Origin of the sequence: Aquimarina pacifica (assembly GCF_000520955.1) — a bacterium.
In the GTDB taxonomy this organism is placed as follows: Bacteria; Bacteroidota; Bacteroidia; order Flavobacteriales; family Flavobacteriaceae; genus Aquimarina; species Aquimarina pacifica.
Genome location: NZ_JACC01000012.1, coordinates 62,776 through 75,788, shown reverse-complemented (window position 1 = coordinate 75,788; position 13,013 = coordinate 62,776). Strand labels below are relative to the sequence as shown.

Sequence of the window (13,013 nt, the reverse complement as noted above, 5' to 3'; positions counted from 1 at the left end):
GGAAACAGGTTCTACTGTTATTTAAGTTAATTTTAGGTCCTTTTTGATGGCTTCAATTCTATTTTCTAATTTTTGTTGTACGTTAGAAAAATCAGCAACATTTGCAAGAGGCTCTTGCACACTCATATAGAACTTTATTTTTGGCTCTGTACCACTGGGTCGAGCAGCGATTTTACTTCCTGATTCGGTATAGAAAATGAGCACATTTGATTTTGGAATATCTATTGTGTGCTCTTTCTGGTCTTGAGTGTTTTTGGCAATACTAGTCTGATAATCCTCAATCAGAACCACCTTTTCTTCGTTAATGAATTTTGGGGGATCGTTTCTTAAGTCAATCATGGTTTGCTTAATTTCTGCAGCGCCGTCAATTCCTTTTTTTACTAAGGACACTAGATTTTCTTTATAAAACCCATATTGACTATAGAGCTCTAGTAATGTGTTGTAAAAAGAACTTCCGTTTGCTTTAGTATATGCAACAATTTCGCAGGCTAGTAGGGTAGATGTTACAGCGTCTTTATCTCTTACAAAATCTCCTACCATATATCCAAAGCTTTCTTCACCTCCTCCGATAAAATTCTTTTCAGGAAAATCTTTAATCAATTTTGCGATCCATTTAAATCCTGTCAGTACTTCTTTGTACTCTACACCGTAGGATTCTGCCAAACTCCTCATCATTGGAGTAGAAACAATTGTAGAAGCAACAAATTCATTACCTTTTAGTCCACTTTGCTTTTTCTTATTCTCTAACAAGAACCAAGTCATTACAATCATTGTTTGGTTTCCGTTTAGCAATTGTAACTGACCATCTGCATTGCGCACGGCAATTCCTAATCGATCACAGTCAGGATCTGTTCCAATAACGATATCTGCATCTACTTCTTTAGCAAGATTCATGGCCATTTCTAGTGCTTCCGGTTCTTCGGGATTAGGAGACTTTACCGTAGGGAAATTACCATCTGGTTCTGCTTGTTCTTTTACTATATGAACATTTTTATAGCCAGCTTTTTCTAAGGTATCTGGCACTGCCGTAATAGACGTACCGTGTAATGATGTAAAAACTATTGTTGTATTATCTTTAGCTTCTTGAGAAGCAGCAAAACTACCGTTCTTTACACTATTCTCGATAAAAACGGGGTCAATTTCACTATCAATTTTTTGTATCAGATCTGTATTTGCTTCAAATTGAATGTCTGCGTAATTTATGGTGTTTATTTCGGATATAATTTCTCCATCTTGTGGTGGGACCAGTTGTCCACCATCTTGCCAATATACTTTGTAACCATTATATTCGGGAGGATTGTGACTTGCTGTTAAAACAATTCCACAATGACACCCTAATTCCTTTACGGCAAAAGATAATTCTGGCGTTGGACGAAGACTAGAAAATAGGTAAACTTTGATATTATTCGCAGAAAACACATCAGCTACAACTTGCGCTAAGGTATCACTATTGTGTCTACAGTCATATGCAATTACTGCTTTGGGTTGTTCTCCCGGAAATTGTTGAATTAGATAGTTACTCAACCCTTGAGTACTTTTACCCAATGTATATTTGTTAATCCTGTTGGTGCCAACTCCCATGATACCTCTCATTCCACCGGTACCAAATTCAAGATCCTTATAAAAACTTTCTTTTAGTTCTTCAGGATTACTTTTTTGTAAACTTTGAATTTCATTTTGAGTGGTTGCATCAAAAAATGGTGTTAACCACTCGTTAACTCTTGTATCTATAACAGAATCTGTGATTTGCATATTTGTGATTTTAGTTGCAAAAATACTATTTAATTTTGGTAAAAAACTTTAGAAATTATAAAGGTTTACAGCTTTTGGATACTGATGACTTCATAATTTAGATAGTTAATAATTCTAAAGATGAATACTTTCAGAAATTTTATAACGTTGTTTGCTTCTTTTGCTTGTTAATATGATTTCTCCAAGAAATCCTGCCAGAAAAAACTGAGTCCCTAAAATCATTGAAGTTAGGGCTATATAGAATTCAGGTCTTTGTGCAATTAATCTACCATTTATTTCTATAAAAAGTTTATCTATTGCTAGATATACAGAAAAACAAAATCCAACAAAAAAGAGCAATGTACCAATTAGACCAAAGAAATGCATAGGTCTTTTTCCAAAATGTGACATAAACCAAATGGTTACCAAATCTAGAAAACCGTTTATAAAACGACTCATTCCAAATTTTGTTTTTCCGTATTTACGGGCTTGGTGTACCACTACTTTTTCTCCTATTTTAGAGAAACCTGCATTTTTGGCAAGAACAGGTATATATCTATGCATTTCGCCATGAACATCAATGTTTTTTACTACACTATTTTTATAGGCTTTGAGTCCACAATTAAAGTCATGTAATTTTACACCAGATGTTTTTCTAGCAGCTGCATTAAAAAGCTTAGAAGGTAAATTTTTTGCTAACACAGAATCATACCGTTTTCTTTTCCACCCAGATATTAAATCATATCCTTGCTTGTGTATAAGATCATATAATTCAGGGATTTCTTCTGGACTATCTTGCAAATCAGCATCCATAGTAATTATTACCTCACCTTTTACGGCTGCAAAACCAGCATGTAGTGCCTGAGATTTTCCAAAGTTTCTAAAAAACCGAATTCCCTTTACATGCTCATCTTTTTTTGATAATGCCAAAATGGTTTCCCATGAACCATCCGTACTACCATCATCAATAAAGATAATTTCGTAAGAAAAAGAATTGGATTGCATAACTTTTGCAATCCAATCATATAATTCATTTAAGGATTCCTGCTCATTGAGCAGTGGTATGACTAAGGATATATTCATAACTAATAGAGCATTTCTAGTACAGCTCTTCTTTCTTTTGTAATATTAATCCGGTTATAAGGGATATAATAAATCCAAAAAATAAACTTCCTACTAGGCCAAGAGCAAATGCAATAGGTGGTTTTTGTAGCTTATCAGTCATTGCATAAATCTGTTCAACTTGTTCTTCTGTCATGTCGGGAGTATCACGTAACATTTTTTCTTTTTGAAACTCCATAACTTGAGCGGTATACTCAGGTTCTATGACTGTAGTAAGTGTCACATTCCAAATACCAGAAATAATACCGCCAATCATTGCTATACCTATTCCTATTTTTAATGCATCAGATAGAATGAGAAATCCATTGTTTTTTGTCTTAAAAGCTTTTATGCCCAGTGTAATGGCAAAAATCATAATAGCAAACCCAATGACACCTACGGACCAATGAGGTTGTTTGTACATGCCCGTCAGGTAGACAATCAGGCTAAATGTAACAGAAGCGATACCTAATAAAACTCCGTAGTTAATAATGATTTTTTTTGTGGATGGCTTTTCGTTTTCCATGTATAATTTTGTTTTGATTATGTTTAAAACATAAGTACACAAATATAGCAATTTGTTACATTTACGGTTTGAAAAAAGAAATTTTAGAGAAAATTGACAAAAAAAATAATTTTATTATTGTTCATTTGAAGATAATGATTAAATTTGCACCTCGAAAAAAGAAAAGAATAATACAATGAGAAAAGATATTCACCCAGAAAATTATAGATTAGTTGCTTTTAAAGATATGTCAAATGACGAAGTTTTTTTAACTAAATCTACTGCAAATACAAAAGAAACTCTAGAGGTTGATGGAGTAGAGTATCCATTGGTGAAATTAGAAATTTCAAGAACATCGCATCCATTCTATACTGGTAAATCAAAACTTATCGATACAGCTGGACGTATTGACAAGTTCAAAAACAAATATGCTAAATTCAAGAAGTAATTTAGTAATAGAATACATACACAAAAAAGCCTTTCTTTATAAAGAAAGGCTTTTTTATTTACAGATCTTTTAAATCCGAATAATTTTCTAATAAATCAATTGAATTACTCTTGATTTTGGTTTAGGGTTTTTATTTTTGTTTTGAAAATACATTGTAGTTAACAAATCTATTTGAAATCATACGTATGAATTATATTCTTTTTGATGGGGCATCACGTAATTCACTTTTGCCATTTACCTATACTCGACCTGTTGCTGAGATTCGTATCGGTATTATCACGATTCGTGAAAAATGGGAAAAGTATTTAGGGATAACAACTTCTACGATTACGGAAGAGTATCTTAGTACCAAGTATCCTATGGTAGAGCTAGAGGAAAATATAATGATTAATGCTTCATATATGCCTACTGAAGATCTCGTGCAGCAAATTAAGGGGTTAAAAATGGAGCAAGCCATTTTTTATGATAATGAACCAATAGCATTTTATGCAAAAGAGGATCAGGAGGTTGATTTTGATCTTTATGATATTATAGAATATGATAAAGATATTTTTACGGTTAAAAATACATGGGATATTTTTTCAAAAAATGAAGAAGCCATAAAGAAAGATTTTAAACTTTTGACAGCAGGAAGAGAAAGTGTACCTATTTCTGAAACTAATCGGGTAATTTCTCCAGAAAATATATTTATAGAAGAAGGTGCATCAGTAGAATTCGCAACTCTTAATGCAAGTAAAGGGCCGATTTATGTGGGTAAGAATGCCGAAATTATGGAAGGTAGTCTTATACGAGGACCTTTTGCTCTATGTGACAATTCTACGATTAAAATGGGAGCCAAAATTTATGGAGGTACTACCGTAGGGCCACATTCTAAAATAGGTGGAGAAGTTAGTAATTCTGTAGTGTTCGGTTATTCGAATAAAGGACATGATGGATTTATGGGAAATTCTGTTTTGGGTGAATGGTGTAATTTAGGTGCAGATACAAATACTTCGAATCTTAAAAATAATTATGCCCAGGTAAGATTATGGAGTTATGAGACAGAAGGTTTTGCAAAAACAGGGCTTCAATTTTGCGGTTTAATGATGGGGGATCACTCTAAGTCAGGAATTAATGTAATGTTTAATACAGGGACTGTAGTAGGAGTGTGCTCTAATATTTTTGGCACTGGTTTTCCTCGTAATTTTGTGCCAAGTTATAGTTGGGGAGGGAGTTCAGGTTTTGTAACATACTTAAGCAAAAAGGCATTCGAAGTTGCTAAGGTGGTTATGCTTAGAAGAAAAATCGAATTCACAACAGAGGAGCAAAAGATTTTAGAACATATTTTTGAGGATACTAAGCAATATCGATCAAGTTATGATTAAATAGTTTCTTTTTAAGTCTTTTGCAATGTAATATAGATGCTATTTCCTTTTCTCTTTCCATACTCGTTTTAATACAAGATGATTCTGAGGATTGGTTGTCATTCCTTTTACGTTTTTATGAATAAATTGTGTTACTTGATCATAATATAAGGGAACAATAGGAGCATTGGCTACTATTATCGAATCCATTTTGATGTAATGTTCTTCACGTGTTTTGGTATCTGTTATAAGAAAACTTTCCTCGTATAGTTGATCAAATGTGTCATTTTTGAAATGAGTATAGTTTGGACCATTTGGTGTGTGGTTTTTACTATAAAATGGAGATAAAAAGTTTTCGGCATCGGGGTAATCTGCGATCCAACTGGCTCTAAAAGTATCCAGTTCTCCTGACCATTTTTTTTCTCTAATAGTAGGAGGGGGCATAACATCTACTAGTACAGTTAACCCCATTTTTTCTAGCTCTCTTTGTATAAACTCACATATACTTTGGTAATTAGAATCTGTAGCGATACGAATTGTAGGGTTGGTATCTCCTGTTTCTTGTATATACGCTTGGATCAATTTTCTGGATTTTTCTGGATTGTAGTCATATCCTTTGATATTTCTGAACCCAGGTAATCCTTTTGGGATGAATCCACTTGTGGCAGGTATACCGATACCATTTTTTAGATAAGTAATCATTTTTTGACGGTCAAAACCATAGTTTACTGCCTTTCTGATATACTCTGACTGAATTTCTTTAGTGTCTCCGTCTAAATAAAATCCTAGGTATTCAGAATTAAGATAGGGGCCTTTTGATATTTTAATACGATTTTTATAGTGATCTCTTAATTTTCCTGTTGGTGTAAGTAATTCATCTTTATAGGAAGCATCTAAGCTATTAAGAAAGTCGAGGTTTCCTTTTGCAAATTGTAAAAATTCACTTTGCTTTTCTGGTAAAAAAGTAATTGCAACTGCTTCAAGATAGGGGAGTTGTCTTCCTTTTTCGTCTTTTTCAAAGTACAATTCGTTCTTGCGTAATACTAGCTTAACGTTTTCTTCCCATAATTTAAATTTAAAAGGACCTGTTCCTATTGGGTTAGATCTAAATAGGGGACCATAAAATTCTACAATTTCTTTAGGGACAACAGAGCAGTAACGCATACTCATTAATCCTAAAAAAGCTGGAAACGGTTTTTTTAATCTGATTTCGAATATACTATCATTTAAGGCCTGGTATTCCTCTACATATTTTAGAACCCAGTTGCCGGGAGATGCTACTTTTGGGTCGATGAGTCTGTTAAAACTATATACAAAGTCCTTGGCAACAACAAATCGTGTGCTGTCCTTAGTCTTAAATTGTGCGTGTTTATGAAATTTTACATCCTTACGTAAGGTGAATGTATATCGCAAAGCACTATCAGATATTTTCCAACTTTTTGCAATATCGGGCAATACTTGCAATGACTCATCGAATTGTACCAATCCATTAAATAGTTGATTGGTAGGCCATATAGTACCCGGGTTTCTTGCAAATGCAGGATCTAGTGATTCTGTGTTAGAGTATTCATTGTATCTAAACACTAGATGATCTCTATTTTCTTTAAAAGAATCTTTGCAGGAGATTAATGTGAAAAGAATATAAAATATTGCTAAATAGCGAATTATAAAAGAATAGTGAAAGATTTTCAATTTTAGTAAACGAATTATTGTTGGTATATTTGCACCCTGAAAAAATAGGAAGACTCACTTATATGAGTATTGCTAATGGTAAATATAAATAGATTTCTGTCTTTACGGAAATGACAGGTGTGTTTTATGAGAAAAAAAGTAGCGTTTTATACATTAGGTTGTAAACTGAATTTTTCGGAAACCTCTACTATTGCGCGTAGTTTTAATGCTGAAGGGTTTGATCGTGTCGATTTCTCAGAAGAAGCTGATATTTATGTTATTAATACATGTTCTGTTACCGAAAATGCGGATAAGAGGTTTAAGACTATTGTAAAACAAGCCCAAAAAGTAAATCCCGAGGCATTTGTAGCTGCAGTTGGCTGTTATGCACAATTAAAACCAGAAGAGTTAGCTGATGTAGATGGCGTTGATCTGGTTCTCGGAGCTACAGAAAAATTTAAAATTACAGACTATATTAATGATCTTTCTAAAAATGAATTTGGGGAAGTACATTCTTGTGAAATAGAAGAAGCTGATTTCTATGTGGGTAGTTATTCTATCGGAGACCGAACAAGAGCTTTTTTGAAAGTTCAGGATGGTTGTGATTACAAATGTACATACTGTACGATTCCTCTAGCTAGAGGGATTTCTAGAAGTGATACCTTAGAAAATGTTCTTGGCAATGCAAAAGAAATTTCACAAAAAGGGATTAAAGAAATTGTGCTTACAGGCGTTAATATCGGGGATTATGGTAAAGGTGAGTTTGGGAATAAAAAGCATGAACATACCTTTTTTGATCTAGTACAGGCATTAGACAAGGTGCAAGGGATAGAAAGGTTAAGAATTTCTTCTATAGAACCTAATTTGTTAAAAACAGAAACTATTGATTTTGTTTCAAAATCACGAACTTTTGTTCCTCATTTTCATATTCCTTTACAATCTGGAAACGATGAAATTCTAAAACTCATGAGGCGAAGGTATCTTAGTGATGTCTATGTTGAGAGGGTTCAAAAAATTAAAGAAGTGATGCCTCACGCATGTATAGGTGTTGATGTCATTGTCGGTTTCCCAGGTGAAACAGATGATCACTTTCTGGACACGTATAATTTCTTATCACAATTAGATATTTCGTATTTGCATGTATTTACATATTCAGAGAGAGAGAATACCGTTGCTGCTGAGTTAGGTGGAGTTGTTCCTCAAGGTGTTCGTAAAAAGAGAAGTAAGATGTTGCGTGGCTTATCTGTTAAGAAGAGAAGACATTTTTATGAAAATCAACTCGGAACAAAAAGGACTGTGCTTTTTGAGTCTGAAAATAAGGAAGGATATATTTATGGGTTTACTGAGAACTATGTCAAGGTAAAAATGCCATGGAATCCAGAGTATGTTAATACTTTACATGAAATAATTCTGAAAGAAATTGATGATGAAGGTGTTGTAAGGTTTAGGTTATTGTAAGAAAACTAGTTTTTTAATGCGATAGTGATGCTAGTGATTAATTTAAGAATAAGAAGAAATACACTATTAAATGTATATTTCTTCTCACTAAACTAAATATTAATCCCAACCGGAAGCAGATTTTTATATTTTCTACGATTTTTTCGCATAAACTTAGCAATAATAGGGCTTGTAGGGACTAGTTTGATATTGCGTTCTTCAATTACATTAAAAACAGCGATAATAAAATCCTGCTCATATCCTTTTTCAAGGTGCTCTTCATTCATGATAAGTTTGGTAAGAAAAACTTTTCTTTCTTGCAAGGCGTATTCTATTTTAGCCTTTTTACCATCAATCATGGTTTCGAATTGTCTTAGAAATTCGTTGTCGATAATTTCTAGTTCAACGGCATTCATATTCTCCATATTTATAAAATTATTCAATGATCATTTTGGATACCTACGAGGGCGTTATAGGGTTGGTTCTTCTATATTATCTATTTAAGTCTCAAAATATTAAAAACGAAACGTCAAAAAAATGATTTCAATTCTGACAATATTTGGCTAATTGATGTTATTTTTTGTTGTTCTTAAAATAAAAATTAATTTATTATTTCTTTTTTCTAAAATAGGAATACTATAATTTTGAAACACAAAGATAATGAAATTAGGAGTTTAAACTTAATATGTACTGTTAAAATACCTATGCAGCAGGAAGTTACCCATGTTTATTTTATGCCAGGAATGGCGGCAGATGTTTCTATATTTGATTTCATCAAGCTTCCGTCAGACCGATATATTGTGCATACACTCGCCTGGAAAATCCCTTCTAAAAATGAGTCGGTAGAAAAGTATGCAAAAAGGATGTGTGAAGATGTGATGCACGAAAATTGTGTTTTAATAGGAGTTTCTTTTGGAGGGTTAATCGTTCAGGAAATGAGCAGATTCCTAAAGCTTAAAAAACTTATCATTATTTCGAGTGTCAAAAGTAAGTTCGAATTGCCAAAACGAATGAAAATTGCTCGGGCTACAAAAGCGTATAAGTTAGTGCCGACAGGAATGATTTCTAAAATTGATGATTGGGAAAAATTAGCTTTGGGAGACTTCGCTAAAAAAAGAGCCGCACTTTATCAAAAGTATTTGTCCGTTAATGATAAAGTGTATTTGGATTGGGCTATAGAGAAAATGGTTTGTTGGGATCAAGAAAAACCACCCAAGGGGCTTGTACATATTCATGGTGATAATGATATTATTTTTCCTGTTTCTAATATAAAAGATTGTATTATTGTAGCGGGGGGAACTCATGTTATGATTATAAATCGAGCAAAATGGTTTATAGAAAATTTACCTGAAATAATTGAGGATAACTAGCATTAAGTTAAGTTTTTACGTATATTGTGTAAATTATATTTTATTCCCCAATAAAATCTACCAAGAAATGAAAATGATTAAAAAAATTTTAGCCCTATTGGGTATTTTGTTTACGTTCGGAATTTTAGTAAACGCCACACAGGAAGAACCTAAAAAGCCTGTAGAACAAGAAGTTTTCGAGGAAAATTTGATAAATGATTATAATGTGTATGCAATACCTATGCCTGATAATCTCAATTTTGCTGGAGAATTAGTACCTATTGAGAATCCTGATATTAAAGAAAGGATGGATAGAGAGTTGTTAGTTAATACCTATTGGCAATCTAATGGTTTACTTCTTTTTAAACGCGCAAATAAATACTTTCCTCTAATAGAGTCTATTCTCAAAGAAAATGGTGTTCCAGAAGATTTTAAATATCTTGCTGTGATCGAAAGTGGTTTGACTCAAGCAGTTTCTCCTGCTAGGGCTACCGGATTTTGGCAAATTTTAAAAGGTACTGCAAAAGAATATGGACTTGAAGTGAATGAGAATGTAGATGAAAGGTATCATATCGAAAAATCAACAGAAGTTGCATGTAAGTATTTGAAAAAGGCAAAAGAAAGATTTGGTTCCTGGACTCTGGCGGCAGCAGCGTATAATGCAGGTAGTGGAGGTATTAATAAAAGGCTAACAAAACAAAATGTTTCTACTTATTATGATCTTTTATTAGGGCAGGAAACAGGGAGGTATGTTTTTAGAATAGTTGCCTTAAAGGAGATTTTAAGCAACCCTAAAAAATATGGTTTTAATTTTAGTAATGAAGATTTATATAGCCATATACCTACTTTCAGTGTACTAGTAGATGAGCCTATAACGGATTTTACAAAATTTGCTGCACAGCATAATATTAATTATAAAATATTAAAGTTACATAACCCTTGGTTGCGAGAGGATCACCTTAATAACTATGGAGGGAAAGAATATTTGATTAAAATTCCGAGAGAAGGGTACTATAAAACAGGTGTAGGACAATAACAGTTGTTTTTTTATCAGTAACTTTTTTATTCCATTTTTGACTTCTGCTTGTTTGTATTAAAAGTTGTGAGAACACGTTTTTTTACATTGCAATATACTCTTTGATCTTTGTTTTGAGATGTTGTTATTAGATATAATTAAATAAATAACTATGATCAAATTGTAATTACTGTTATTTTAGCCTATTTCTACATTAGGTTTAATATGAATAAGCAGATGAATACATCTATATTGATTTCTCTTATCTTGATCGGTTTATTGGCTGGTTTTTTTAGTGGTACTCTAGGCATAGGAGGTAGTGTTGTTATGATACCTCTCTTGATATTATGGGTTAATTTCTCTCAATTAGAGGCACAAGGCACCAGTCTCGCTGTATTAGCTGTGCCAGTTACACTGCTAGCCGCATATAACTATTATCAAGAAGGTTATGTAAATTGGAAATATGCTGTAATAATAGCTGTGTGCTTTATAGTAGGAGGGTATATAGGTAGTAAGCTTGCGATTTCTATAAATCAAGCCTTGTTAAAAAAGATTTTTGGCGGAGTTTTACTATTAGTAGCTCTTAAGATGATTTCAGGGAAATAATTTATTAATTATCTCTTATGCTATTTAGAGAATCGCGTTCCCTTTCATATTGCTCAAATTCCCGATCAATATCTCGTTCTTCGTCAGTCCGTGTATCTTCTTCGTTTTCTTCAGGAGTGTCGAGGTTTGCTATTAATAGCGAAACGCCTTTTGATAATGAATTGAAGTGAATGTTGTAGGAGTTACTAAGAGTCTCGCTTGAATGGTGCGTAACAATCTTCCTAATGTCTAAAATTTCTTTATTTTCATCAATAAAATACATCATAGGGAAGCCTAACGCGTGCTTTAGTTTATTAATTATATAAGAGTCTTGATTGGTTTTTTCGTCAATATGCACCAATTGTATGTTTTCTGTGTATTCTCTTATTTTTTCTTTCAGATTTTCTTTATTGTCCCAGAAAAGAACAACAAAATCAATTTGATCATGAAATTTATCCACTAAGTCATTTAATGCAGGTATTTCTCCTATTCCAGGTACACACCAAGAGGCATAAGTGATAAGAAAAATGGGTTTTTCGTATTCTTCTAATGATATAGGTTCTCCTTTTAATGGATATACATTAAAGTTATCCATATATGTGCCACTTAAATGGTTTACTACCAATGAGTCAAAAAGAAATTCAGCTCTTTCAAGATCTTTATCCTGATATGCAGCATCAATTTTTTGATTGTATTTTACAATATGTGAGGAAATAGCGACTGAAAATGGTATTTTTCTTTCTTCCTGAGCAAAAGAATTAATGGTAAAAAAAATAAGTATTCCTGATATTAAAAATTTCTTCATTGGGATATATTATGGTAGCTAAAATACTACAATGCCTTCAAAAAAACATTTTTCAGGTATGAAATTTAAGTTTACACCATTAATTAACGCTTTTAAAGGTAAATAGCTATTGTAAAATAGTTTAACGTAATTTCTGGTGCAATTAGTATGCCTAAAATTTCTTCATTTGCTGTTTCATCATTGTTATTTGATCCTTTAGCATATTATTTTTATCTAATTTTTTTGCTTCTGTTAGCAGCATTTGCGCTTCTCTTTTACGTCTTTTTGTCATAGCAATGCCAGCTAGATTAAGTTTTGCGGCAGCAAGATCATGATCCATAGATAATCCTAATTTGACAGCTTTTTTAAGATACTTTTCTGCTTGTGTGATATTTGTCTGTGAAAGTATAATGCCATGAAGGTAGTTGTAATATCCTTCTTGTTTAGTAACAAGAGCGCTTTTTGGATTTTTAATTTTATTCAACCATTTCTGAGCGCCATCCATATCTTGTTTTCGTAAACGTAAAAAAGACATTAAGATGAGTTCGTTTTTAAAATATAAAAATACAAAAATAGCAGCTAGAAAAATTAAGAGGATGCCATTACCTACATATCCGTCTATTATTTGCCATATGGCTACTCCAAAAACGATTGTTGCTAATACTAGTTTTATATTTTTATTGTACATTGAAAAGGATTATTTATTAAGTAGGCGCAAAGGTAATAAAAACAAATAAAAATAATTTCATAATTACGTTTGTCAAAGTAAAAACTCTTTGTATATTTGCCCGCAGTTTTGAGAAGAAGTTCTCGAAAGATTAAGTTTAGATATTTCAAGAAGATATACAAATATAGATAGCAATGAAAAGAACGTTTCAACCATCGAAGAGAAAGAGAAAAAACAAACACGGTTTCAGAGAGCGTATGGCTTCTGCAAATGGTAGAAAGGTGTTAGCTCGTAGAAGAGCAAAGGGAAGAAAGAAGCTATCTGTTTCTTCAGAGTTAAGACATAAGCACTAATGCAAGTGTGGATTAAAATATTTA

At 32.7% G+C, this 13,013-nt stretch carries 14 protein-coding genes; 7 read left to right on the top strand and 7 right to left on the bottom strand.

Going from position 1 to position 13,013, the window contains the following annotated elements:
* Positions 1–21 precede the first annotated feature (21 nt).
* From DZ60_RS0108545 to DZ60_RS0108535, 3 genes are all read right to left on the bottom strand, one after another.
* Positions 22–1,752, bottom strand: coding sequence for a phospho-sugar mutase (locus tag DZ60_RS0108545; RefSeq protein WP_025741672.1), 1,731 nt, complete (start codon positions 1,750–1,752; stop codon positions 22–24).
* A 114-nt stretch (positions 1,753–1,866) separates the two neighbouring features.
* The gene (locus DZ60_RS0108540) at positions 1,867–2,814 is read right to left on the bottom strand and encodes a glycosyltransferase family 2 protein (RefSeq protein WP_025741671.1); all 948 of its coding nucleotides are present in this window, start codon (positions 2,812–2,814) and stop codon (positions 1,867–1,869) included.
* Between the two features lie 16 nt (positions 2,815–2,830).
* Positions 2,831–3,358 (bottom strand): DUF4199 domain-containing protein, encoded by a 528-nt coding sequence (locus DZ60_RS0108535; protein WP_025741670.1) that lies wholly within the window; start codon positions 3,356–3,358, stop codon positions 2,831–2,833.
* A 175-nt stretch (positions 3,359–3,533) separates the two neighbouring features.
* Here DZ60_RS0108535 and DZ60_RS0108525 point away from each other — a divergent pair, with 175 nt between their 5' ends.
* Complete coding sequence (locus DZ60_RS0108525) at positions 3,534–3,785, top strand: type B 50S ribosomal protein L31 (RefSeq protein WP_025741669.1); 252 nt, start codon at positions 3,534–3,536, stop codon at positions 3,783–3,785.
* Positions 3,786–3,970: 185 nt separating this feature from the next.
* On the top strand, positions 3,971–5,149 hold the full coding sequence (locus tag DZ60_RS0108520) for a GlmU family protein (protein WP_025741668.1): 1,179 nt from the start codon (positions 3,971–3,973) through the stop codon (positions 5,147–5,149).
* Between the two features lie 39 nt (positions 5,150–5,188).
* On the opposite strand, the gene DZ60_RS0108515 is transcribed toward DZ60_RS0108520, so the two are convergent.
* Positions 5,189–6,814: an ABC transporter substrate-binding protein gene (locus DZ60_RS0108515; RefSeq protein ID WP_025741667.1), complete on the bottom strand. Its 1,626-nt coding sequence runs from the start codon at positions 6,812–6,814 to the stop codon at positions 5,189–5,191.
* Positions 6,815–6,946: 132 nt separating this feature from the next.
* Here DZ60_RS0108515 and mtaB point away from each other — a divergent pair, with 132 nt between their 5' ends.
* Positions 6,947–8,257, top strand: coding sequence for a tRNA (N(6)-L-threonylcarbamoyladenosine(37)-C(2))-methylthiotransferase MtaB (gene mtaB / locus DZ60_RS22740; protein ID WP_034229179.1), 1,311 nt, complete (start codon positions 6,947–6,949; stop codon positions 8,255–8,257).
* Positions 8,258–8,349: 92 nt separating this feature from the next.
* Here mtaB and DZ60_RS0108505 read toward each other — a convergent pair whose 3' ends face one another.
* Positions 8,350–8,652, bottom strand: a complete 303-nt coding sequence (locus tag DZ60_RS0108505) for a GNAT family N-acetyltransferase (RefSeq protein WP_025741666.1) — start codon at positions 8,650–8,652, stop codon at positions 8,350–8,352.
* Positions 8,653–8,940: 288 nt separating this feature from the next.
* On the opposite strand from DZ60_RS0108505, the gene DZ60_RS0108500 reads away from it, so the two are divergent.
* From DZ60_RS0108500 to DZ60_RS0108490, 3 genes are all read left to right on the top strand, one after another.
* Entirely contained in the window at positions 8,941–9,606 is a 666-nt protein-coding gene (locus DZ60_RS0108500; RefSeq protein ID WP_025741665.1) for a class I SAM-dependent methyltransferase, read from the top strand.
* Between the two features lie 67 nt (positions 9,607–9,673).
* The gene (locus DZ60_RS0108495; protein WP_025741664.1) at positions 9,674–10,621 is read left to right on the top strand and encodes a lytic transglycosylase domain-containing protein; all 948 of its coding nucleotides are present in this window, start codon (positions 9,674–9,676) and stop codon (positions 10,619–10,621) included.
* Positions 10,622–10,762: 141 nt separating this feature from the next.
* On the top strand, positions 10,763–11,206 hold the full coding sequence (locus tag DZ60_RS0108490) for a sulfite exporter TauE/SafE family protein (protein WP_316929886.1): 444 nt from the start codon (positions 10,763–10,765) through the stop codon (positions 11,204–11,206).
* 4 nt (positions 11,207–11,210) lie between these two features.
* Here the strand turns inward: DZ60_RS0108490 and DZ60_RS0108485 are convergent, their stop codons facing one another.
* Complete coding sequence (locus tag DZ60_RS0108485) at positions 11,211–11,990, bottom strand: TlpA family protein disulfide reductase (protein WP_025741662.1); 780 nt, start codon at positions 11,988–11,990, stop codon at positions 11,211–11,213.
* A 151-nt stretch (positions 11,991–12,141) separates the two neighbouring features.
* On the bottom strand, positions 12,142–12,657 hold the full coding sequence (locus DZ60_RS0108480; protein ID WP_025741661.1) for a tetratricopeptide repeat protein: 516 nt from the start codon (positions 12,655–12,657) through the stop codon (positions 12,142–12,144).
* Between the two features lie 173 nt (positions 12,658–12,830).
* Between DZ60_RS0108480 and rpmH the strand changes: the two genes are divergently transcribed.
* Entirely contained in the window at positions 12,831–12,989 is a 159-nt protein-coding gene (gene rpmH, locus DZ60_RS24670; RefSeq protein ID WP_081414554.1) for a 50S ribosomal protein L34, read from the top strand.
* The last annotated feature ends 24 nt before the right edge of the window (positions 12,990–13,013 follow it).

Coding starts and splice junctions, on each gene's coding strand:
- DZ60_RS0108545 (WP_025741672.1), bottom strand. CDS start 1,752: ATGCAAATCACAGATTCTGTTATAGATACAAGAGTTAACGAGTGGTTA.
- DZ60_RS0108540 (WP_025741671.1), bottom strand. CDS start 2,814: ATGAATATATCCTTAGTCATACCACTGCTCAATGAGCAGGAATCCTTA.
- DZ60_RS0108535 (WP_025741670.1), bottom strand. CDS start 3,358: ATGGAAAACGAAAAGCCATCCACAAAAAAAATCATTATTAACTACGGA.
- DZ60_RS0108525 (WP_025741669.1), top strand. CDS start 3,534: ATGAGAAAAGATATTCACCCAGAAAATTATAGATTAGTTGCTTTTAAA.
- DZ60_RS0108520 (WP_025741668.1), top strand. CDS start 3,971: ATGAATTATATTCTTTTTGATGGGGCATCACGTAATTCACTTTTGCCA.
- mtaB (WP_034229179.1), top strand. CDS start 6,947: ATGAGAAAAAAAGTAGCGTTTTATACATTAGGTTGTAAACTGAATTTT.
- DZ60_RS0108505 (WP_025741666.1), bottom strand. CDS start 8,652: ATGAATGCCGTTGAACTAGAAATTATCGACAACGAATTTCTAAGACAA.
- DZ60_RS0108500 (WP_025741665.1), top strand. CDS start 8,941: ATGCAGCAGGAAGTTACCCATGTTTATTTTATGCCAGGAATGGCGGCA.
- DZ60_RS0108495 (WP_025741664.1), top strand. CDS start 9,674: ATGAAAATGATTAAAAAAATTTTAGCCCTATTGGGTATTTTGTTTACG.
- DZ60_RS0108485 (WP_025741662.1), bottom strand. CDS start 11,990: ATGAAGAAATTTTTAATATCAGGAATACTTATTTTTTTTACCATTAAT.
- DZ60_RS0108480 (WP_025741661.1), bottom strand. CDS start 12,657: ATGTACAATAAAAATATAAAACTAGTATTAGCAACAATCGTTTTTGGA.
- rpmH (WP_081414554.1), top strand. CDS start 12,831: ATGAAAAGAACGTTTCAACCATCGAAGAGAAAGAGAAAAAACAAACAC.